This window comes from Photobacterium pectinilyticum (assembly GCF_024357955.1).
Taxonomy (GTDB): domain Bacteria; phylum Pseudomonadota; class Gammaproteobacteria; order Enterobacterales; family Vibrionaceae; genus Photobacterium; species Photobacterium pectinilyticum.
On record NZ_JANEYT010000044.1, the window covers coordinates 1 to 22,527 of the forward strand.

Annotated in this window: 14 protein-coding genes; 4 read left to right on the top strand and 10 right to left on the bottom strand. The window is 43.0% G+C overall.

Annotated features, from left to right (window positions below; all coding sequences use genetic code 11):
- Positions 1-236: 236 nt before the first annotated feature.
- The gene (locus NHN17_RS16900) at positions 237-1,055 is read right to left on the bottom strand and encodes a regulatory protein RecX (protein WP_255043810.1); all 819 of its coding nucleotides are present in this window, start codon (positions 1,053-1,055) and stop codon (positions 237-239) included.
- 184 nt (positions 1,056-1,239) lie between these two features.
- On the opposite strand from NHN17_RS16900, the gene NHN17_RS16905 reads away from it, so the two are divergent.
- Positions 1,240-1,905, top strand: a complete 666-nt coding sequence (locus NHN17_RS16905) for a YoaK family protein (protein ID WP_255043811.1) — start codon at positions 1,240-1,242, stop codon at positions 1,903-1,905.
- Between the two features lie 19 nt (positions 1,906-1,924).
- On the opposite strand, the gene NHN17_RS16910 is transcribed toward NHN17_RS16905, so the two are convergent.
- The 3 genes from NHN17_RS16910 to NHN17_RS16920 all read right to left on the bottom strand — a co-directional run bounded on the left by NHN17_RS16910 (position 1,925) and on the right by NHN17_RS16920 (position 7,655).
- Positions 1,925-3,214: an NADH:flavin oxidoreductase/NADH oxidase family protein gene (locus NHN17_RS16910; RefSeq protein ID WP_255043812.1), complete on the bottom strand. Its 1,290-nt coding sequence runs from the start codon at positions 3,212-3,214 to the stop codon at positions 1,925-1,927.
- Positions 3,215-3,371: 157 nt separating this feature from the next.
- A complete protein-coding gene (locus NHN17_RS16915) occupies positions 3,372-6,218 on the bottom strand; it encodes an XRE family transcriptional regulator (protein WP_255043813.1) in 2,847 nt (948 codons plus the stop codon).
- A gap of 399 nt (positions 6,219-6,617) precedes the next feature.
- The gene (locus tag NHN17_RS16920; protein WP_255043814.1) at positions 6,618-7,655 is read right to left on the bottom strand and encodes a LacI family DNA-binding transcriptional regulator; all 1,038 of its coding nucleotides are present in this window, start codon (positions 7,653-7,655) and stop codon (positions 6,618-6,620) included.
- A 166-nt stretch (positions 7,656-7,821) separates the two neighbouring features.
- Here NHN17_RS16920 and NHN17_RS16925 point away from each other — a divergent pair, with 166 nt between their 5' ends.
- Together NHN17_RS16925 and melB are read left to right on the top strand one after the other, a co-directional pair.
- The gene (locus tag NHN17_RS16925; RefSeq protein ID WP_255043815.1) at positions 7,822-9,624 is read left to right on the top strand and encodes a glycoside hydrolase family 36 protein; all 1,803 of its coding nucleotides are present in this window, start codon (positions 7,822-7,824) and stop codon (positions 9,622-9,624) included.
- Between the two features lie 29 nt (positions 9,625-9,653).
- Positions 9,654-11,021 carry a melibiose:sodium transporter MelB gene (gene melB, locus NHN17_RS16930; RefSeq protein WP_255043816.1) on the top strand — a complete coding sequence of 456 codons (1,368 nt, stop codon included), beginning with the start codon at positions 9,654-9,656 and terminating at the stop codon, positions 11,019-11,021.
- A gap of 110 nt (positions 11,022-11,131) precedes the next feature.
- On the opposite strand, the gene NHN17_RS16935 is transcribed toward melB, so the two are convergent.
- From NHN17_RS16935 to NHN17_RS16960, 6 genes are all read right to left on the bottom strand, one after another.
- The gene (locus NHN17_RS16935; protein ID WP_255043817.1) at positions 11,132-11,506 is read right to left on the bottom strand and encodes a hypothetical protein; all 375 of its coding nucleotides are present in this window, start codon (positions 11,504-11,506) and stop codon (positions 11,132-11,134) included.
- A 486-nt stretch (positions 11,507-11,992) separates the two neighbouring features.
- Entirely contained in the window at positions 11,993-13,006 is a 1,014-nt protein-coding gene (locus tag NHN17_RS16940; RefSeq protein ID WP_255043818.1) for a patatin-like phospholipase family protein, read from the bottom strand.
- 522 nt (positions 13,007-13,528) lie between these two features.
- Positions 13,529-16,405 carry an adenosylcobalamin-dependent ribonucleoside-diphosphate reductase gene (locus NHN17_RS16945; protein ID WP_255043819.1) on the bottom strand — a complete coding sequence of 959 codons (2,877 nt, stop codon included), beginning with the start codon at positions 16,403-16,405 and terminating at the stop codon, positions 13,529-13,531.
- A gap of 549 nt (positions 16,406-16,954) precedes the next feature.
- A complete protein-coding gene (locus tag NHN17_RS16950) occupies positions 16,955-18,004 on the bottom strand; it encodes a porin (protein ID WP_255043820.1) in 1,050 nt (349 codons plus the stop codon).
- 491 nt (positions 18,005-18,495) lie between these two features.
- On the bottom strand, positions 18,496-19,614 hold the full coding sequence (locus tag NHN17_RS16955; RefSeq protein ID WP_255043821.1) for a porin: 1,119 nt from the start codon (positions 19,612-19,614) through the stop codon (positions 18,496-18,498).
- 486 nt (positions 19,615-20,100) lie between these two features.
- Positions 20,101-20,724, bottom strand: a complete 624-nt coding sequence (locus tag NHN17_RS16960) for a thiol:disulfide interchange protein DsbA/DsbL (protein WP_255043822.1) — start codon at positions 20,722-20,724, stop codon at positions 20,101-20,103.
- A 345-nt stretch (positions 20,725-21,069) separates the two neighbouring features.
- Here NHN17_RS16960 and yegD point away from each other — a divergent pair, with 345 nt between their 5' ends.
- A complete protein-coding gene (yegD, locus tag NHN17_RS16965; RefSeq protein WP_255043823.1) occupies positions 21,070-22,422 on the top strand; it encodes a molecular chaperone in 1,353 nt (450 codons plus the stop codon).
- Positions 22,423-22,527 lie beyond the last annotated feature (105 nt).

The window sequence follows — 22,527 nt, forward strand, 5'->3', positions numbered from 1 at the left end:
GACGAGTCCCCAAAGGGTATCAAAAATGTGTTCAAGAGAGTGGATCAACCTGACCAGTTAATTTTCCAGTTTGGTATAAGTGGCAGCTCGGTGACATTGTGGGGGCTGGGTTAATCAGTTTCGGAGAAGATGGTGTCACTCAAGAGCAGCTATTTTATCTTTAGTAAAAACACCTCTGTAAATTGCAGTTGAAGGGGCGAAAATTAACGCTTAGCGTAGGTTACGCCCCTAATTATTTACTCTAAATGATGCTCAAGTGCATAATTGGCATCAGCAAAGCTAAATCCTTTTCGTACCAAGAATGCCGTCGCTTTCTTCTTATCGGCGAAGTCGGTGATAGGGGATTTATACTTTTTGTTAAGAAACTCCAACGCTTTACGTTGATCGTCACTCACACCGTCTTCTTCGACTTCGTCATTGAATAACAGCTGTTCGATGCACTCTTGACCGATCCCTTCACTACGCAGCTTTTGGATAAGGCCTGTTCTTCCCATTTTATTTTGGTGTTTATTTATCAGCCTTTCTGCCAGTTGCACCTCATGCTCGCTATCAAGTGATTGAGCCAGTATTGCTTGTCCTCTTGCAGTACTGACTCCTTCTTGGCGCAAGCGTAAGCTAATATCTTTGACACTCTTTTTACCGGCATATTTGTTGATGACCCGATTTATCAACTCATCTTGCTCAGACTCATCGATGGTCAGCAAGGCGTTATCTATATCGGCTTGGCTGACACCCTGTAGTTTGAGCTTTTGAGCCAACTTGGCGGGACCATAAGAGCGGCAACGTGAATTGACATACGTTTCGGCATAGCGTTGATCGCAAAGGTAACCTAACTCAAGCAAACGGTTGATGACTTGATTTATCCACTCGGTATTCGCCGTTTTTCGAGGTAGCTTTTCCTTGAGCTTCGCGACTGAATAACTGCGTTGGTTTAGCCACCAGATAGCATACTCGTAGACGTCTTCAACCTTTTGAGCAGGTTTAGGTCCGGCAGGCTTTGGTACCGACTGCTCTCTATTGGCTGTTTGTTTCTTCGGTGGATGCTCAGACGTCATATTTTCCTGATCATTCGTTTCACGTTAGGCGGAATTGCCAAAACAGTTCAGAGAGTCGGTTATAACAAAGGGCGAATACGGAAATCAAGGTGTTTGAAAAAACCTTATCGTATGTCATGCTATAACACTTGTTTTGTGCTACACTTCCGCGCTTCAGTTTTTCTTACTTCGCTTGGTTTAACTTATGGTTACTCGTATTCCGTCCTGGATCTTGGTGGGCGCTATTATGCTTGCATTTAGTGCTGGTGCACTTAATGCTATGGCTTTGCTGACGTTCACCAATAATGCCGTTTCGCATGTTACCGGAACTATTACCCAAGCAATGAGTGCACTGACGGTTGAGAACCACCACGCAACGGTTTATCTCTTGAGTATTGTTGGCTGTTTCTTTCTAGGCGCCGTAACATCTGGAATGATTATTCATAACGAAGCGCTCAGGCTGGGACGCAGCTATGGCACTGCTTTGTTTATCGAAGCTGTGGTGCTGTTTGCCGCTACGTACTATTTCTATCACCACAAAATGACCGGCGAATTTCTCGCGTCATTTGCTTGTGGCCTTCAGAATGCAATGATTGCCACTTACAGTGGATCTGTTATCCGTACTACTCACCTTACCGGAATCGTCTCTGATTTAGGGGCGGCATTGGGGCATATGATTAGCCGACGAGCCTTGAACTTACCGCAGCTCGTCATGCAGGGAAGTATTCTGGTCGCTTTTAGCGCCGGTGCATTTGTTGGTGCCAAGATGCTCAACGTTGTCGGCATGGTGGCCATGTTATTACCGGCGACTATCGTCCTGTGTGCCAGTATTGGCTATATGCTGATGTTACACAGGCAAAAAGCGAACTAGATGTTTATCAAGTCATGTCTTAAGCCCGGCGCTTTCTAAAGGCATATATGCCGGCGCTTGCCAGCGTCTTGAAGACGACGACCCAAGCATTCAAATTGGGTTTAGGATCGCTCCCTTTTGCCATGCGCCACAGTTGCTGCTCATACCAAGTAATACTCAGCATGCCTAAGTTGTCCATAGCTTTGTTACCTGTTGTCGGGTTGGTAAGCGGCATACTGTATTGACTGTCTGCCAATAGCTTATTGGGGAATTCGGCATCAACTGCTGTGGTTCGAGCTAGACCAATGAAGTCCGTCGCCCCGCTTTCAAGGGCTTCTGCCATGGCTGGTGCACTACGGAACCCGCCGGTGACCACTAATGGTGTATTAACCAGTTTGCGCACTTTTTCCATATATTCAAGAAAATAGGCTTCACGTTTAATCGTACTTTGTTTAATTTTGCTATCGGCTTTATTGTTTTTTCTACTGCCCATCATTGAAGGGCTTTCATAGGTGCCACCTGAGATTTCAATCAAATCAATACCAGCATCAGCGAGGGATTGGACAACTTGCATTGAGTCTTCTTCAGAAAAACCGCCTTTCATAAAATCGGCACTGTTTAGTTTGATACCAATAGGGAAGTCATTGCCCACCTGTTCACGAATTGCCTTGTAAACCTCGAGAACAAAACGCATACGATTTTCGAGAGTACCGCCCCATTGGTCATCGCGTTGGTTATGTCGAGGAGACAAGAACTGGCTAACCAAATAGCCATGTGCTCCATGAATTTGAACCCCAGTAAAACCCGCTTGTTTTGCTAATTGAGCGCTAGTAGCAAATTTTTGAATGATGACAAGGATTTCATTTTCAGTTAGCGCTCTTGGCGTATTGAAGCCTTTCTCAAGTCCTCTAGATAAAGAAATCGCGGATGGGGCAACAGGCTCTTTGGACAAAAAGCTGGGGATTTGTTTGCCAGGGTGGTTGAGTTGAGGCCAGATGTGGGCGCTGTTTTGTTTGCCGGCCTCAGCCCATTGTTTGAAGATGGTTAAATCACTCTGTTCATCCAAGACGACATTCTTCGGCTCACCAAGTGCATCACGATCAACCATGATATTTCCGGTTATAGACAGACCAATTCCACCTTGCGCCCAGCGGCGGTATAGGGTCACTAAACCTACCTTAGGGTTATGCTGAGTATCGCCTAACTGCTCACTCATCGCCGATTTAAACAGTCGATTTTTAATGGTTGTGCCAGTCGCAAGAGTAAAAGGGCTCTCAAGCGATGGCGTGATGAATGTTTCAATGCCTTGTTGTAACTCAGTATGCGCCATCGGTATTTCCTTATTGGCTATGTCGTCATAGGGTATAAATAAGAACGATCGTACTTTTATACCACCTTATAAATTGCATAGATACAGATAAGGTCTCATTGCGATAATTGTTTAGGCGCGATTGATATCATAAAGTGATACTAATGTTTCCGCAGTATCATATCGGCGCAGCCATAAGTTGCGTTATATGGTTCTCAATTATCGAGCGTTGTCTTGGTGTGCAGAGAGGGTGAGAAAGCGCCTGCTGTACGCCTTCATCGTTGTTACAAGCGAAAGCTTGCAATGCCAATAGCTTAGGTAAGTAGCATTCTGTTCTATCTTCATTGCATTTCTCGATTGCGGCTTTCAGCAATGTCGCAGCGGTTTCATACTGATGGTTTGAAAGCAACGTTTCAGCCAGTATCACACTGTAAATGCTATAGCAGAGCTCGCCGCCAGCGTTAACCATTTGCACTTCGTAGGCTTGTACAATTTGAGAAATGTACTTAGGATCTTGATTTTGAGTGAATTTTGACCATCCAATAATTAGCTGAGCTATACCACGATAAAAGGAATAATCATGCTTTTCACTGATTTCATATAACTTGGTAGCATAGAAATGGGCGGATTGTTGATCTCGATGTAACCAATAATAAAGCGCGGCTGTTTGATATGTCATTGCATGATTGAAGCTATTATTTTGATCCTCAGTAATATCAAGCAGGTTTTTTAGCATTACTGGACCATCTTCTTGTTCAAGCAACGCTTTAGATATAATGATCGTATGGTAAGGCAGCATCCTAGGATCTTGCCCATCCATGATTTGATAATTATCACGATCATTTTCATTATAAAACATCAGCGCTTCAAAAGCGTACTTGATCGTATCTTCATGGTTTCCCAGCCATAAACTAGTGTTACTTAATGCGGTTAATGTCATTACGCGATAGTAATCATCGTGGCAGTTTTCTGATATTTCCTGAGCTTTATGAGCATAATAGTTTGCATTGGTTATATTGCAATTTGAAAGGTTGTATGACCATAAGCCAAAAAGTGTCTCCATTTTTCTGCTAGTGGCTGAGACAAGCTCACATTGTTGAAGGACCTGAAGGTATAGAGGTTCAATCTTATAATATCCCCAACCTAATTGATGCATATATAGCTTGGCGAGTAGTAACTTAAGCTCAATCTCAACGGTAATATTATAATTGATATCGAGTTTATCATCTTCATGGTTGTATTGGCTTAGACAGTTAAGACCATAGTTTATACTTTGATGTGCTTTGTTATAATCACTTGATGACAGATAAATGCCTGCTATTCGAACACAACACCATGCTACCTTTGACTTATTATTCGCTTTGAGAAAATGTTGCTGAACGGTTAGCCAGTCAGTGATGATAAGTTTATCGGTTTTAAACAGGATTATTTTAGCTGCATTATTGTGACTAACAATTTTTTCTTTATCTGTTTGAAGTTCAATAATCGTTTTTTGAATAACTAAATTCACTAATTTAATAGTTTCACTATCTACAAACTTAATCAATCCATTGCTCAATAATTGTTGAAGTTTTACTGTTGGATTAAAAACGGAGTTTAATTCTTTGGTGCTTATACTTTGACCGTATATAGATAATGTATGGAGTAGTTGTGTTTCTTCAGGGCACAGCGAATTAATCTTGCTTTGGATAAGAATCTGCAGTGACTCTGCAGTATCAACGCTGTCTCTAGATAGCAACATTCGAAGGTATAGAGGAATGCAGCTTGAAGTGGATGTCAATGTTTCAGCTTGTTCGTTAGATAAACCCAATTTATTAATTAAGTCTTTTTTGCAAATATCTTCATCAAGATTTTTAACTTCCATTTTATTGTTAATGTCGATGTATTTATTGACCTTTTCAATGTTCTTAGTGTCTGATGAAGCAATTATAGAAAAAGAACTTGATTTAATAGATGATAGAATATTATTAATTTTACTCAGTGTCTTTATGCCGCTATGATCAAGGTTATCGATAACAATTATGACTTTATTTTTATCTATATTGATAAATGAAAGCACTATTTCATTTATTGACCACCAGTCTATATCTTTACGAGATAGATCATAATATGCAATTTTAACATCAAGTTTATAATAAAAACGACTGACCTCTTGCAGTATTCTAGTTCTACCGACACCTTGTTGGCCATGTATACAAGTCAGGCTAGGCTTTTTTGTGTCAAAGCTGTTATCAATTATCTTAATTATTTCATTGATTTCTTGGTCACGACCGATAAGTTCAACACAGGGTTTTCTTTCAAAGAATAACTCTTCATCAAGTGACCAAAGATTATTATTTGAATAAATACCAATGTGATTGTAATAAAGCTTGTCATTGAATGTAAGCTTTATGTTTTCACTGACAACAACGCAATTGGTGGGTATTAAATTAATGAGTTTCGTTAACTTGTTTTTTTTGTTTGAAACATAATTTAAGGCTTGTTCATCACTTCCTTCCTGAAAGGATGTAACGTAGAAAGTAACAGGGTGTAATAGTGATGTATGTTGTTTGGCTTTTAAAAAGACACCATGTATATGGCTTATGATATCTTTTTCGTAGTCTATATTTAACTTTTTTAAGTTGATGATGAAGCATTTTGAATATTGACAATCACTAATAATTTGTGGATTATAATTAGCTAGTTCTGATGTGATTGTTTTTTCAATATTTTCATTGTTCGTTTGAATTGAAATTAATAGATATAAACTGTTGGAATAGTTATTGTTTGTTGTGTGAGGGAGGGGCACGGCATCTTTATAATCAGTAACTAATTCATCTAAATCAACATCATAAAAAGTTGCGATATTTTTTGCAGTACGCAGACTAACAGGGCGGTTTGTTTCTGCTCTTTTTATTGTTGCAATTGAGATGCGAATTAAGCGTTGTTCACAAGCATCAGCAAACGCTTCTTGACTAAGGCCGTTTTGTTGTCTGAGTTGTTTTATACGTTTACTGTTTAACATTAATTTCTGCGATGTATTCATCGGCTACCTCTGACTGTCCATGTGTAAGGTATTAATATTAAGTAAACTTGACCACTTGCAAGCTAATATTACCTTGTATATTTATGCTTATTGTTTAATTATTCCTTGTTATTTAGATTTAAAATGTGATCGCGGTTCCATTTGGTGGCTTTGTTTTGCTTGTTATCAGTAAGTAAACCGATCTTAAGTGAATTTTTATTCTAGTAATTAACTTATTTGTGGTTGCTGGTGTGGTGTAGATCTATTAACTTGAAGTATAAACCTATAATTGATATTTAAATTGGTTTATATCGCTTTATAATATTTATTGTGGGCGAGACAGAATTGTGTCCTTATGGAGTTTAACAAAGTATGCTCTGGCCCTGATTAAGCGGCATTAGCTAGTTAAGATCCTTTTAATTATCTTTTCTTCTTACTTGAGTCCCTAATAACGAGATTGGTGTTTACAATGACCGATTTTTTATTGTCCTTGGAAAGCAAAGATTCAACCGTGTCATGTGCCATCTGTTGGTAGTCAATGGCAACAGAAGTGAGGCTAGGGGATTGGTGGCTGTTAAAAGCGGTGTTTTCAAAACCAATAAATCCTAGTTGAGATAGTCGGTTAGGGTTGGTTTTCCGTAGTGTTCCAATAAAACTATGCGCAATCGTGTCTGAGGCGCACACTAAAGCTTCTATGTTAGGGAATTCGTCGAACTTATTCGCTGCTTCTGATGCGAGCGCTTGTGAAAAGCCACAACTGATTACTTGTGCTTCTAAATTGCTTTCTTCTATTGCAATGCGATAGCCCTTTTCTCGATTACGAGCTGATAGCTTAGTTTCATCGCCTCCAATGAATGCAATATTCGTGTAGCCAGATTCGATTAGATGTTGAGTCGCCGATTTAGCACTATTTTCATCAGAGGTTATGACATTGAGTGAAGTGCCTTCTTCGCTAATAATGCGATCTATAGAAGCGATAGCATAACCATCTTCAACAAGTCGATCGATGAACTTGCAGTTATCGGTTAGGCCAACAAATACCGCTGCACATATCGACTTTGAATTAAAGACGTCACGTATGTGGGTTTCTATCGCTTCTTGACCTTCATTTTCCTCAATCATCTCGACTCTCAGTGAGTGGCCATGTTTTTTTGTTGCCATGATGAAGTGAGAAACAACGCCCATGACATAAGACGAATCAATATTACTCATTGAACTGTCTTTTGCATCATTGGTGGTTGTGTGGAGGTAGAGAGCGATAACTTTTTGAGGAATTCCCTTGAGAACAGAGGCGAATTGATTTGGTTTGTACTTGTGTTCAGCAATTACATCGAGAACCTTTATCTTGGTTTGTTCTGGTATATCAGCGTAGTTGTTTATCACTTTGGATACGGTGCTACGAGATACACCAGCCAGTTTAGCAATCTCACTACTATTGATATTTCTGTTATTTTTCATGGTTACTCTTTTTTGTGAACTACGACAGTAGAATACCGAAAACTCTTCCTATGTAAAGCCGAAATTCAAGAGCTGATCACAAATGAAGAACAGCTGTTAGTGCTAGGCTTTACTCAACGAACAGCTGTTCTTTATTAATGAAACCATTAGACGCAAAGGCATTTAAATGAAAAAGAAGTTTTGTATCGATGAATTCAAAGTTTCCTTTGATGTCACGGAAGATGTAAACGGTATTTCCTACGATGTCTCGTCCAGACGAGAGGGAGGAAGCATTTACATTGATCTAGTTATCAGGTCCTTATCACTTGTAGAGTTTCCTGTGTGTCAGTTAGCCGTATCGATGCCTTTAAATGACATGCATTCTTTATGGACGCCATGTATACATGGGCACCCAAAGTCGATCCGTAACAAAGGCATTCCAGAAATTTGGACCAATTTCTCTAGCCATATTAGTCACGTTTCTCCTGTTGGCTGCTTCTACAACTTAAATGGCGAAAATAAAGTGGCTTTCGCTTTTTCAGATATTAAGAACATCGTGAAAGTCCAAGCTGGCGCTTATGAAGAAGAGACGGCAGCAAAAATAATTATGAGCCTGTTTACAGTTAAAACAGAGCCTATGACCGAATACACAGCTACATTGCGACTTGATACTAGAACGGTGAGTTATCATGAATCAATCGCTGGCATGACTGAATGGCATGAGAATTATCTCGATGATGGCGCGATGCCAGCTCCTGCCTCTGCTTTTGAGCCGGTATATTCAACCTGGTACTCATTCCATCAAAATTTAGATTTCAAAGAAATCGAAGACCAATGTGAAATGGCAGCTAACCTTGGCTGCAAAACCATTATTCTCGATGATGGTTGGCAAACCGATGATAGTAACCGTGGTTATAAGTTCTGCGGTGATTGGCAGGTTTCAGAGAAGCGATTTCCCAATATGCGCGAGCATGTAGGGCGCGTTCAATCAATGGGCATGAAATACATGCTGTGGCTAAGTGTTCCTTTTGTCGGGCAAGGCTGCAAAGTGTGGGATGAGTTTAAGTCCAACCTTCTTTTCTACAGTGATCAAAACCAAACAGGCACTCTTGATCCGCGATACCCAAAAGTCCGAGACTTTTTGGTCGACACATACTGTCGTGTCGTGTCGGAGTTTGGTTTGGATGGTCTCAAGTTAGACTTTATTGATGAGTTTGACATGACTTACGCAACAGGAAATGCACTATTACCCGATCCGGAAAGAGATACTGAGTCTCTTCCAGAGGCCGTAGACCGCTTGATGATGATGGTTCGACAAGAGCTCACCAAAATAAAAGCAGACATCTTAATTGAGTTTCGTCAGCGATATATAGGCTCGATGATTAGAAAGTACGGCAACATATTCAGGGTGCATGATTGCCCACATGATTCTATTACTAACCGTGCTGGTGTTATGGATCTTCGCCTATTTTCCGGCGACACGGCGATTCATTCAGACATGTTCATCTGGTCAAACTCAGACACTGTAGAGAGTGCGAGTTTGCAATTTATCAATACGCTTTTCTCTGTTCCTCAAATTTCACCGAACTTAAAAGAGCAGTCGCCAGAGCACTTGGCAATGGTTAAGCATTGGTTAGCGTTTTGGTCTGCTAATAAAAGTGTTCTGATGAATGGGACGCTGAGCTCTAAGTATCCAGAAATGCATTATCCAGTGATTGCGGCGAAGAAGGGCAAAGAGAAGATAATCACGATTCATGCAGACATGGTGGCTGACATATTCGAAGGTAATGAGGAAAAAGTAACCATCGTAAATGGCAGCATGACAGAGCGTTTAATCCTACGTTCACCAACACCAAAAACGGTGCAGGTGCAGATTTATGACTGTCTTGGTTCACAAGTTGAAAGTGAATCTGATTATTACATTGAGAAACTTAATGAAATTCACGTTCCTAAATCGGGATACGTGGTGATGGACGCTATCAGCGAATAAAATAATACTACGGAACAGGTAGGTATAATATGTCTAATGCAATAATGAATAAGGTCGATTTCGGCACCAAGCTAAGCTTTGGCTTAGGAGGGTTCGGGAAAGACTTTGGTCTAAATGTAATCAACGTATTTCTCTTTTTCTACTACACAGATGTGGTCGGTGTTTCCGCGGCGTTTGTTGGTACTGTTTTCTTAGTCGCTCGTATTTGGGACACCGTAAACGATCCAATGCTTGGATACATCGTTGCTAAAACGAAATCGAAGTGGGGACGTTACAAGCCGTGGATCTTAGTCGGTAATATTCTGAACGCTATTACTATAATCGCTCTATTCTCTGCGCACATGCTTGATGGAACATCTCAGCTCGTTTATATCGCAGCCACTTATGTGCTTTGGGGTATGACTTACACGATGCTAGATGCACCATTCTGGTCACTGGTCCCAACTATTACACTGGATAAAAAAGAGCGTGAAGGGTTGATGCCTTATCCTCGTTTATTTGCTACCGGAGCGAGTTATCTTGCTGGTGGCGCAGGTGTCTATATTGTATCTACTCTTGGCGGTGGTGATGATGGTCAGGGTTATTTCTGGTTTGGTGTCATTGCTGCGATTCTAGCGGTAGCAAGTGCGGTTATTACTTGTATCTGGACTAAGCAAAACTTCGAAGAAGATCCAAAGTCAGCTGCTATGTTTAATTTGAAAGCGGCTAAAGATGCGATCTTTAAGAATGAGCAGTTCCTAGCGCTAGTCGTTCTGTCTTTGTTCTACAACGTAGCATTCAACTTTATGAATGGTTTGAATCTTTATTACTTTACGTATGTGTTGGGAGACGCAACATTATTCGCCAAATCTATGTTGTTTGGCGGCATCGTCGGTGTTGGCTCGCTTGTGATCTTCAAGCCGGTAGTAATGAGGTTTGGTCGTAAAACCCTTTTCAATATTGCGTTAATTTGTCCAATGTTGGCCGTATCAACTCTTTACGTCGCTTCTGGTTGTGGTCCTGAGCTTAAAGCAGCATTGGCGAGTGTTGCTGGTATCTTTAACGGGCTTTCTTCAGCAATGTTCTGGTTAATTCTTTTGATTATGGTTGCTGACACTGTCGATTATGGTGATGCAAAAAACGATGTTCGTTCTGAGAGCGTTCTGTATTCGGTGAACACTCTAGTGAGTAAGTGTTCTGGTGCCTTGACTGGGTTCTTGGTTGGTTTAGCACTAACGGCAATCAACTACATTCCGAACCAAGATCAGACAGCGGAAACGCTATCTGGTTTGCAGTTCATCTTTGTTGGCCCTGCTTTCCTTTGCTTAGTTTCTATGTTTATTTACAATAAACTATATAAGCTGAATGGGAACGAGCTGGACAGCGTTCAAGACTCACTGAAGCTTAAATATAGCTAAACGGTGGTACAGAAAAGGAAAGCCTCCAGAGGTTTTCAGATTGTTGAGGCTCCCCGCTTTTCTGAGCGGGGTTCTTTTGTGTAAGCGACCGTAGCTCGCGATCGTGATATTTATTTGTGCCTGTTAAGAGTAAATTTTGATATTACCGTTAAGGCTATCCAAGCGATAGCCATAACGAAAGGAACAAGGTTAGGCTCAAGACCTGAAGAGAAAACTGCTTTTATAACGTCTACTTGCCCGTTTGCTTGAGAGCTCAATTGATCCACTATAACTTTCAACGCCTCATATTTTAGAAATAGAAATACTCCTACAATTGAGTAAAAGCAAAAGCTTACCGATACAATGGGTGTAAATAATTGCTTTTTAGCTTTCTCACTTTGGATGAGTGCTATTATTGCAAGTGATATAGTGACAAAGAAACCCCAAATTAGATCGATATCTGAGGATATCCGTTCAGCAAGTTTTAGTAGTTGTTCTATTTCCATTGCATCCCTTCTCTTCAAGTATGAACTATTCTCCGAATAGTTAGGCTTTGTCGCTTCTGGCGGGTCTAATATTAGAGGCATGCATATTAATGCGTGTTTGTAATGCCCATTCGTGAAATGTTAATTCAGTATCTATAGCAAAGAAAGACAAAGCAACGTACCCGCTCACAAAATCACAACATAAAGTGGTTCTATTTAGATTTACAACATCCCAGAAATTTCGAGCGGGTTGCAAGCATGTAGAGGCCTTAAATTTACTGGCTGTGAACGCTCTTCAAAGGTGTGATAACAGCAGGGTGGGTGTAAATAATGGCCAAGTGAATTTATTGCACTAAACTCGTGCCAACCTCAGTATTAGGTTTCAATTAAACCCCGCTCCTCCGTTCGAATAATTACCGCGAGTTCGTGCGAAGGAGCGGATCACTGTTTAGTTTGATTCAAGTTAAAAAGTGCTCTGCATACATGCAGGGCCTTTGGGTTTGATGGTTATTCTTGGCTCTTGCGATGATCATTTACCAAGAAGTCAGCGATTTCCTCAAGTTTATCGTCGTGTTCAGTTGCGTTGCGTAGCCCGGCATTACGCAATCTTTCAAGGTTTTCAGGGCTGGCATTATCCAGCGCAAGATCTGCACCATGTAATTCAGGCTGGATCCAATGATATTTTGCTTCTGGTAATGTCGAGGTAATTTGCTTCATGTGGTGAACCGTTATTTGTGGGCCTCCTTCTAATGCAATGTCAACAGATGGTTTTGCCCAGCCAAGAAAGCCCAAGTCTTTCATATCAGGGTAAGAATAGCGTTTCAGCTCTTTACCTGTGCCGAGTGAAAGAATCATCACATCACTTATTCCTTCAATACCATCTGTCTTGATGGTTTCAGTAAATGCGCATAAGGTTGGATCATTAGCAACCATGCCGCCATCAACGAGGACAAACTTCTGTTGTTTAGGTGGTAATGAGTAAATGCGAGCAGTTTCGAAATAGGTGGGTGCTGCTGAACCGCCGCGTAGCAAGTCTCTTACTAAGAAGTCTCTATTTTTCTCAATGGCAGTATGTTGCTTGAAAATTATTTGCTCTCGATGGAAGATGTCGTAGGCAACAAAGCAGGTAGGCTTCAATAATTCGCTTAGTTTGGTTTCACCAAATGCCGCGTGAAGTGATTTCTCAAGCTCCTTAGCCGAATACCTTTCATCGGCAAGACCTTTAAGTGTTCCAAGGGAGCGCCAAACACTTACATCAAAAATGTCATCACCTTGCTCAAGGTAGATATCAACAGCCTCTTGGGCTGTGAATTTAGGTCTACCATTTGGGCCTGGGCAGAGATAGGCTGCACCCAGTATTGCACCGGTACTCGTTCCTGCGACAAGGTCAAAGTAGTCAGCGATTCGCGCTTCCGGGTTATTGGATTTCTTCTGAAGTTTCTCTTCAAGAGAAACTAACATCATACCGGGAATTATGCCTCTGATCCCCCCGCCACAGATTGATAAGATCTTCTTAGCCATGTAATGCTCCTTGCATACTGGGGTTGTTGTGAAATTGTATACATATGTTTGCCCAAGTATTACATGATGAAAGAGCAGGGTAAGATAAAGTTGTTTAAAATATAACCACGGTCAAATTAAATATTGTTTATAAAGCATTCAACTGGAAATGGTTGGTCGGGGAAGGATGATGAAATTGAAAGTGTTCCCTTCGGAAAGTAAGAGACTCTCTTGGAAAGGAGTTTATACTTTAGAGTATTGTTCGGTAATCCATGCATTGCTAATTTAGTCTGTACTGTAACTCAGTTCTTTCCAAAGTCGAGTTGGCCCGGTTAAATCGATGTGATGCATTAATAAAGATTAGAAACATCGAGAGTGAATAATGTCAGAGTTTGAAGTTAAATATGCAGTTATCATAATTTTTTTGTTTGTTGGTGTCGGTATGATGAACGTAAGGAACTCGTAAAATTAAAATGGGGAGCAATGAGATCCCCATATATATTAGCCAGCTAAAAAATCGGCTGAATCAGTCATCTGAACTGGTTAACCACAAGCCCCAATGTGACCACACGCTGTACAAAAGTCGCACCCGTCGCGGCGGATCACCGCAGCATTACCGCATTCCGGACATGCCTTACCGGCCAGAGTAACGATATTGCCTTTGTTTTGGGCTTGTGCAGACTCATCGCTCATCATGTAACCCATTGCCTTGAGCGGATAGCCCTCTTCATCAAGCAGGCCCAGCATGGTATAGCGATGGATCAACAGGCGAGCAATATATGCTACCGTAGATGGTTGGATGGCTTGTTTGTCACTACCCGGTACTTTGGCGAAGAAATCACCTTGGGGTTCGACCAGGTCTTTCAGGCTGCGTAACTTCTTGGCTATCCAAGCTGTGTCAATCACCCGCATATCTAAACTGAGGGACTTGGTCAGGCCGTCAAAATCACGCGGATAGGTGCCTGAGAGCCACACGCTATATGGTCGATGGGTGCCATCAGGCATCACCAACTCCTTGACGAACATAGCGAAGTCGTCGCCAGTGTTGGGGTTATTGATATCCACGGTCCAACTCAAGGTGCCTTCAGTACCTGACTTGGGCTCCTTACGACTGAACAGGGCATCGACTAGCGGGGTCTTGTCGGTCTTACCGTCAAAGAGACCCAGTTCATCACAACGGAAACGTACCAAGCGTGCCATGGCAGCTACATTACCTGGTACTGAGGTCATCTCACCCTTCGGTGGCATCGCCAACTCAAATGGGGTGCCTGCGGTTTTGCTTAGGCTATCCAGCTTGATTTTTAGCCATTCGCGATCATAGGCACGCATGTCCATCGAAATATTCTTAGCTAGCGCAGCCAATCCTCGCGGCTGTTCCTGTCCATTCACCCATATTTCGAACGGTTGGTTGGTCCCGTTGGCTACATGACCAACAAACAGCGCAAAGCCATGCTTCGGGCTGTTGATCATGTAAGTCACGCCCGGATTACCCATTGGGGTTTCTGGTCGCTTTGGCCACCGAAGGCTAGCTAACGCTACTTCGGGCGTATCGGTCAGATGCAACTTGCGATCCGGGGTGGATTGATCCAGGTCCTGTGGTACGGATGCCTGAGTAGATTCGACACTTAACACACTGCCGATGATGTCGTTAGGGCGATAGGTGGTGATCCCTTTCAATCCCGCTTTCCATGCATCTACGTAAAGGTCCTGAAACTGTTGGAAGGCATAGTCGGCTGGTACGTTTACGGTCTTTGAGATTGCCGCGCAGATATAAGGCTGGACTGCCGCTTGCATTAACATGTGGTCGTTGGCGCTGATCTCTAAAGCCGAGCGGAATGCTTCTGGCAGGTTATCAACATCTCCTCCTTGCTCACGGTAAACGCGATAGGCGTGATCCTCGACCTTGTACTCAGAGTGAGAACCATCGGCCTCCCGCTTTTTACGTGTGTAGAACCAACTAAAAGCGGGCTCGACACCATTACTGGCGTTATCGGCGAAGGCCAGAGAAATGGTCCCGGTCGGCGCAATAGACAATAGGTGTGAATTCCGGATCCCGTGCTCACGGATCTTGTCACGGATTGATTCTGGCAGACGAGAGGCCATGCCACTCTCGAGGTATTGCTCAGCTTTAAATTTGAGGAAAGGTCCTTTTTCCTTTGCCAATTCAATGGAAGCCTTGTAGGCCGCATCGCGCATCCAGCGGGTTATCTCTGCAGCAAAATCACGTCCCTCTTGGCTGTCATAGCGTAGACCAAGCATGATTAAGGTATCGCCTAAGCCGGTGTAGCCTAGGCCGATCCGTCGTTTGTTCTGTGCCTCTTGCTGTTGCTCCGGTAACGGCCAGGCACTCACATCTAGAACGTTGTCTAGCATGCGGATGCCGGTTGCAACCGTGGAGGCAAAGGCGTCAAAATTGAACTGTGCATTTTTAGTTAATGATTCAGTTACATAGGCGCAGAGATTAATGCTGCCCAGACAGCAGCACGAAAAATCTGCGCAGGGGATCTCGCCACAAGGATTTGTCGCTTCGATGGTTTCGCAGTAGTGCAGGTTGTTTTCTTGGTTAATGCGATCGAGGAACAACACACCCGGTTCGGCGGCATTGTAGGTGTTGCGCATGATCGTGTCCCACAGCTCACGCGGATCCACGGTTCGATATACCCACAGACCATCCTCACGCTGGTAAGCGCCTGCTTCCTGAATTTCTTCGGAGGGCTCTGCCTTATGTACCAGTTCAAATGGTACTCTGTTTTCCAACGCCTGCATAAAGGCATCGGACACACCCACGGAGATGTTGAAATTGTTCAGGCGACCCGACTCTTGCTTGGCTTCGATGAAGTCAAGGATGTCTGGGTGCTCCATGTTGAGGACTCCCATTTGTGCGCCACGGCGGGCACCGGCAGACTCGACGGTTGAACAGCTTTGGTCAAACACGTGCATGTAACTGACGGGACCGGACGCACTGCTGGCAGTGCCTTTGACTTTGGCCCCTTTAGGTCGGATATGGCTGAAGTTATAGCCAACCCCGCCGCCACGTCGCATTGTTTCAGCGGCTTGCTGAAGGGCGGTATAAATGCCTACCTTGCCGTCAACCATTTCCGATACGCTGTCCCCAACAGGTTGCACGAAGCAGTTGATCAGGGTGACATTCTTGATATCTGTACCAGCTGCACTGTTGATCCGGCCGCCTGGAATAAACCCAGCGTTCAGTGCACGGAGGAATTCTTCTTCGTGCTGTGCTGGCGTTTGTTCCTGTTGGGCTAACCCCTTGGCAACACGTGCACGGATGGCGGCAACCATCTCAGGACCATCCAGTTCCTTTTCCTTACCCTTAGCGTACTTCTCACGGAGGACATCTACACTGATAGGCTGCCAAGTGGTATCGTTAGCCATAATAGTTGGTTCGTTTGTATTGCTCATTGCTGTTCCCTCATGCTACGCAGCATTCTGCGTCTTTAACCAAGTTTTCTTTGGCCAGTCAGCTCGCAGGATAGTGTCATCGTTCTCAAGATTTGCCAAAGCGCGGGCAACGCGTTTGAAAGTATCGTCAAGCGTGGCATCAATAGCTTACTCACCCTGTTGAGCGTGAAGGGGGAAATTCAGCAAGGCGGAGAACAAAGCATTAACCTAGCAGATCTCCAAGCCTTGAAAAACCGATTAGTGGCCTTTGTAACTAATCGTTAATAATAGTCTTTTTTATAGATAGATTGGTTGTAAACGAGATTAATAAAGTGTGATCAAGTCGCTCGACGGGGGGGATTCAACCATAAACAAAAAAGCGCTAGTGTGTTGATTTTATAGTCAACACATTTGTTTTTATCTTTTCTCCAGTGCTAGCAGGTGTTGGTTGATGTGTAGCAAGCGTTAAGGTCTTTTTACGTTTGGTGTTAACTAAAAAGGGGGCACCAGAGGTGCCCCAAAATTGTCAAATTGATTCGACAGAATGAACACAATAAACGGATTAGTATTTTAGAAGTTGTAACGTACCAGCAGGCCTAGTTCGTTATCAAGGTTGGCATCTGAACCGTTGCCATTTGTGCTGCTTGCATCGATTTTGTATTCAGCGGCCAGGATCAGAGGGCCGGTGAAGTAAGCGGCACCAATCACACCGTATGCGTATTTCGCATCGGAGTTGTCATCTTCTAGGTGGTTGTAGCCACCCAGGATCTGGAATGAGTTGATGTCATAAGAGACAAACACTTCAGTACCAGTAGCTGACTTGATTGTACCGCCAACAGTATTTAGATCGCCGTCAGCAAACACACCGCCGTAACCGTTTCCTGCGCCCACTTGGTGGTTGCGGAATTCGTTATAGTTCGCTGCAATGTTTAGGTTGTTGGCATTGTATGACAGACCGAAGTTGGCAATTTTTGCATCTTCGCGATCATCGAATTTTGTTTGAGTGTAAGCTGCGCCTACGCCAAAACCGAAGTCAAAATCGTAGTTAATCATGGCTTGGTAACCAGACTCACGTTCGTAGTCATCATTGTTATCTTCAAATTGGTACTGCAAACCAACTTGCAGGCCATTGAAGTTGTTGCGGTACTGGATCACGTCATCCGCACGGCCGGTACCATGTACACCGCCGTCACTAGAAATACCGTCGTAGTTACCTGCCGCTTCACCGCCGTAGATCCAGAACATATCAGTGCGACCTGTCAGGTCGTAATTAACTGACCATGCTTTACCAATGGTGAAGTGGCCAATGCCATCTTTGTCAGCCGTGATTTGACCAAGACGGTTGGACAGGAGGCTGTCTTCATTGTTGTTTGCTAGAGCATCGTAGCCCCACTCAGCACGGGTACCGATATCCCAGCCACTTTCTAACGCATGAGTATAACTAAAGTTAATACGAGATGATTGGTTACGAAGCTCAGAGTCACCATCAGAGAAGCGAGCACTTGCAGCCAAACGACCACCTACTGAGAAGGTGTTAGTACCATCATTATAAACTTCCAATGCATGTACAGGCGATGCTGCTGCGGCTGCCACTGCTAGGGCAATTAGCTTTTTATTCATTTCTTAGTTCCTAGTTTTATTTTGAGAAGCACCTCGTAAGTGCTTGTTTTAATTTTTAATACTTAGTTCCCTGTAGTAATAGTGAAATGTTCTGAACTGGCTGCGGATAAAGAAATGTTTAGGTTTATGTTGTTGTTTATTAAGGGTAAGGCGTTTGTTTTTTTAGGTTTTTTGCTGGGTGAAGAGAAAACTGAGGCGGGGAAAGTGTTAATGACAGCGGTGGGGTGAAAAGCTATTTTTCATTAGATTGATATTTAGAACTTTCTGCTATTGATATAAGCAATGTAATTACATGAAATGCAGTTGATTTTCGAATGAATTTGAATCAGATTGAGGGTTTTAATTAAAGCAAGCAATATCAGGCTTCACGAAGGTAAAAAGAGGGGCATCTTCCTGATGCCCCAAAATTAATGGTCAAATCATTTCGACCACAAAGACAATGAACGAGTAATCACATTACTGTTTACTCTTTTGCTTGGGTTAAGCTTCGCTTAGAAGTTGTAGCGAACAAGGATACCAAACACATTGTCTAGGTCTGCGTTTGAACCTGTGTTTGTTTTGCTGCTGGTGTCGATTTTGTATTCAGCTGCAAGGATCATTGGGCCAGTAAAGTAAGCGGCACCAATAGTTGAGTAAGCGTACTTAGCACGAGAGTTGTCATCTTCTAGCTGGTTGTAACCACCAAGGATCTGGTATTGGTCGAAAGAGTAAGACGCAAATAGCTCGTAGCCAGTTGCCGACTTGATCATACCGTTGCTTGTCACGCTGCTGCTGCTGAAATCAGAGCTTGCGAATGCTGCATTGGTGCGTTCGCTCTGGTGGTTACGGAATTCACCATAGTTAGCCGCAACGTAGATACCACTTGTCTCATAGGAAACAACGGCATTGGCAACTTTTGCATCTTCACGGTTTTCGAACTTAGTTTCGGCATAAACGCCGCTTAGGCCAAGGATGCCTTCACCAAGCTCAAACTCGTAGCCGGCCATCGCCTGGTAGCCGTAATCACGTTTCCATGCTTCTTTTATTTCAACGACTTTATCATCTTCGCCTAGCTCAAAACCTTTCGATACAGAGCCTTTGCCTTCAAATTGGTACTGTAGGCCAACTTGTAGGCCATAGAAGTTGTTGCGGTATTGGATAACGTCATCCGCACGACCTGTGCCGTGAACACCGCCATCACCTGAGATACCGTCGTAGTTGCCAGCAGTATCACCGCCGTTTAGCCAGAAACGGTCAGTTTTACCTGTTACGTCGTAGTGAACTGACCATGCTTTACCAAGGGTAAAGTTACCAAAATCTTCATTATCTGCAGTAATGAAACCAAGGCGGTTAGTCACATTACTACCATCGTTGCTGTTAGCTAGAGCATTGTAAGCCCATTCTGCACGCGTACCGATGTCCCAGCCATTCTCTAGAGTGTGAGTAAAGCCAAAGTTAATACGAGAAGATTGGTTGTTTAGGCTTGAATCACCATCTTGAAATTTTGCACTTAGTGCTAGACGACCACCAACGGAAAAAGTATTGGTACCATCATTGTAAACTTCTACCGCTTGTACTGAAGTTGAGGCTGCCGCCGCTGCTACTGCTAGAGCAATTAGATTTTTATTCATTTTTGTATTTCCTATGTGTGTTTGCATCAAGCACTGTCAATGTGCTTGATGATATTTTTGTTACTAAGTGCTTGTAGTAATAGTGAAACGATATAAATGTTGTATTATTAGATTTATTTTTACGTAAGGTTATGTATTTTGAAGTTTTTATTTTTTAGGTTTTGGTTGGGGAATTTAGCTTTGCTGGATGAATAATAAGCGTGGTGTAAATTATGCTTTGAAAATAGTGAGGTATTTTTTGAAAAATGGAGGCGATAAATAGCTAGCTATTAATGTGGATTGGCATGATTATGTATTTTGCCGGTGTTTGCTTAGCGTTAGTCTAATCAAAAATAATAAGTCCATGTAGATTAACACTCGCAATGTATTGCGGTATCACTAAACAGGAAGCATTGAAAATAGAATGAGGTGATCAAAAAATAGGTGTGTGATTAAAATAATTTAGGGATTGGGCCAGTATAATTACCAGCCCTAATTAGGAGAGGTTTATTGCTTATCGGATAAGTAACGAATGGTGTTTGCTAAGTCTTCCAAGCTATCGTGTGCACCATTTTCTACAAGGTATTTACCTTTCACCAAGAAAGCTGGCACACCGGTGATTTTTGCGTTTTGCTCAAGTTGATTAGCACTGGTCATTTGCTGGTAAACTTGCTCTTTTTGCTCATCATTTAGATCAAATGGGCTAACAAGATCGTGTTGGCTGAAGATTTCACCCAACTTGTTTTTGCGACCCTCTTCATCTAAATCAGTAGCTTGATCTTGAACGAAAGCAAAAAGTGCTTCTTTTAACTCAGCTGCTGGCTTGCCGTTGCTCTGGATAGCGGCGGTGTTGTAAAGATAAGCGGCGTACTGGGCACTTTCGTTAAACGTGACGTGTACTTGGTCGATATCCACTTTAGCCAGCTTTTTAATTTCAGGTAGCATCAATTCCATGTTACGACAGTGGCCACAACCAAGGGAAAACACTTCAACAACGTCGGCAATACCTTCCGTTGGGGTTTCAACGACCGTGTATTTTACACCTTCTTTCGGCATTTCACTTTCACTACATCCTGTAAGAGCGACCAGAAGGAATAGGGTAGAGGCAAAGATTTTAGTTAGCGTATTCATACTGATAATTGTATTGAGTTTTAAAACAGTAAGTATGGATGAAAAAGAAGGTTAGGTCGCTAATAAGAATCAATTTAGTTGTATCTAGTACAAGATTTTGCTCATAAAGCATCACTGACTTTGTGATTGGTTGTTTGGCTCAAAGGGTCATTACGGTATGCATGTTTGGTTTGCCCGTCGTGAAAATGCGACGCTGATCGCTCCCTTCCACTATCAGCGTTATGCTGTTGAAATTGGGCTTATCATAGTAATTAATCGTACAGGCTATGCATTGTTATCAACTCATGATTGAACAAATGTCTAATTTCAGTATGATGGCCGGCTTTTCTTGGTTCGGAGGATAACATGTTTATCGGTTTTGATTATGGAACAGCCAATTGTTCAGTTGCTGTCATGGAGCATGGGCAGCCTCGCATGTTAGCTCTGGAAGGCGAAAACAGTTTTATCCCTTCGACACTTTGTGCCCCGACGCGAGAAGCGGTAAGTGAATATTTATACCGCCATATGGGCGTTCAGCCAGTCGATGAGTTGGGCGAACAGGTTCTGCGCCGTGCGATAGCTTTTAACCGTGAAGAAGACATTATTGTCGAGAAAGGTGATCTATTTTTTGGTCAGGCCGCGCTCGATCTGTATCTCGACGATCCTGAAGAAGTCTATTACGTAAAGTCCCCTAAATCATTCTTGGGTGCTAACGGTTTGCGCGATGTGCAAATCCGTTTCTTTGAAGATCTGGTCTGTGCCATGATGAGCAATATCAAACACAAGGCAGAAGCCCAATTAGATAAAGCCATCACGAGTACTATGATTGGCCGACCAGTCAACTTCCAGGGCACCGGTGGTGATAAAGCGAACCAGCAGGCGGAAGCGATATTGCGTCAAGCTGCCAAGCGGGCAGGCTTTGAACATATTGAATTTCAGTTCGAACCTGTCGCTGCTGGCCTTGAATACGAAAGCACCCTGACCGAAGACAAAACCGTTCTAGTGGTTGATATCGGTGGCGGTACGACTGATTGCTCAATGATCCAGATGGGGCCAAGTTGGGCGGGTAAAGTTGACAGAACCGAGAGCCTATTGGCTCACAGCGGTCTGCGTGTTGGCGGAAATGACCTGGATATCTACTTGGCTTTTCGCCAAATCATGCCACAACTCGGCTTGGGGAGTAAAACCCAGAAAGGGATTGATATGCCTATCGGTCAGTTCTGGAACCCGATTGCCATCAATAACGTGGTTGCCCAAACGGATTTCTATGGCTCAGCCAACCTTGCTGTATTGAAGCAGCTACAACGTGATGCGGCAGAACCTGAGAAATTGATGCATTTGCTAAAAGTGTACCGTGAAACACTGGGTTATCAGCTTGTTCGCAAGGCGGAAGAGTGCAAGATTGCGTTATCTGATTCATCGACACATACATTAACACTGTCGCATTTATCCTCTTTACTTGAAGTCGAGGTAAATCAGCAGCAAATGGCTCAGGCGATTGAAGCGCCAAGAGTCCACATTAGCCAGTTGGTTACCGAAGCAATTGCACAAAGTGGTATAAAACCCGATGTGGTTTATATGACCGGTGGTACAGCACGCTCACCGATCCTGCGTGCCTGTATCGAGCAGCAACTGCCGGGAACACCGGTGGTAAGTGGTAGTTACTTTGGCTCGGTCACTGCCGGATTAGCCCGTTGGGCAGAGCAGTGCTTTAAATAATTGTTTTTTACATTAGCGAAGTATTAAAAAGCCTGACTATCGATGGCACCATGACTTGGTAACATTGATAGCAGGCTTTTCTGTAGGTAGAAAAAACTAACTAGT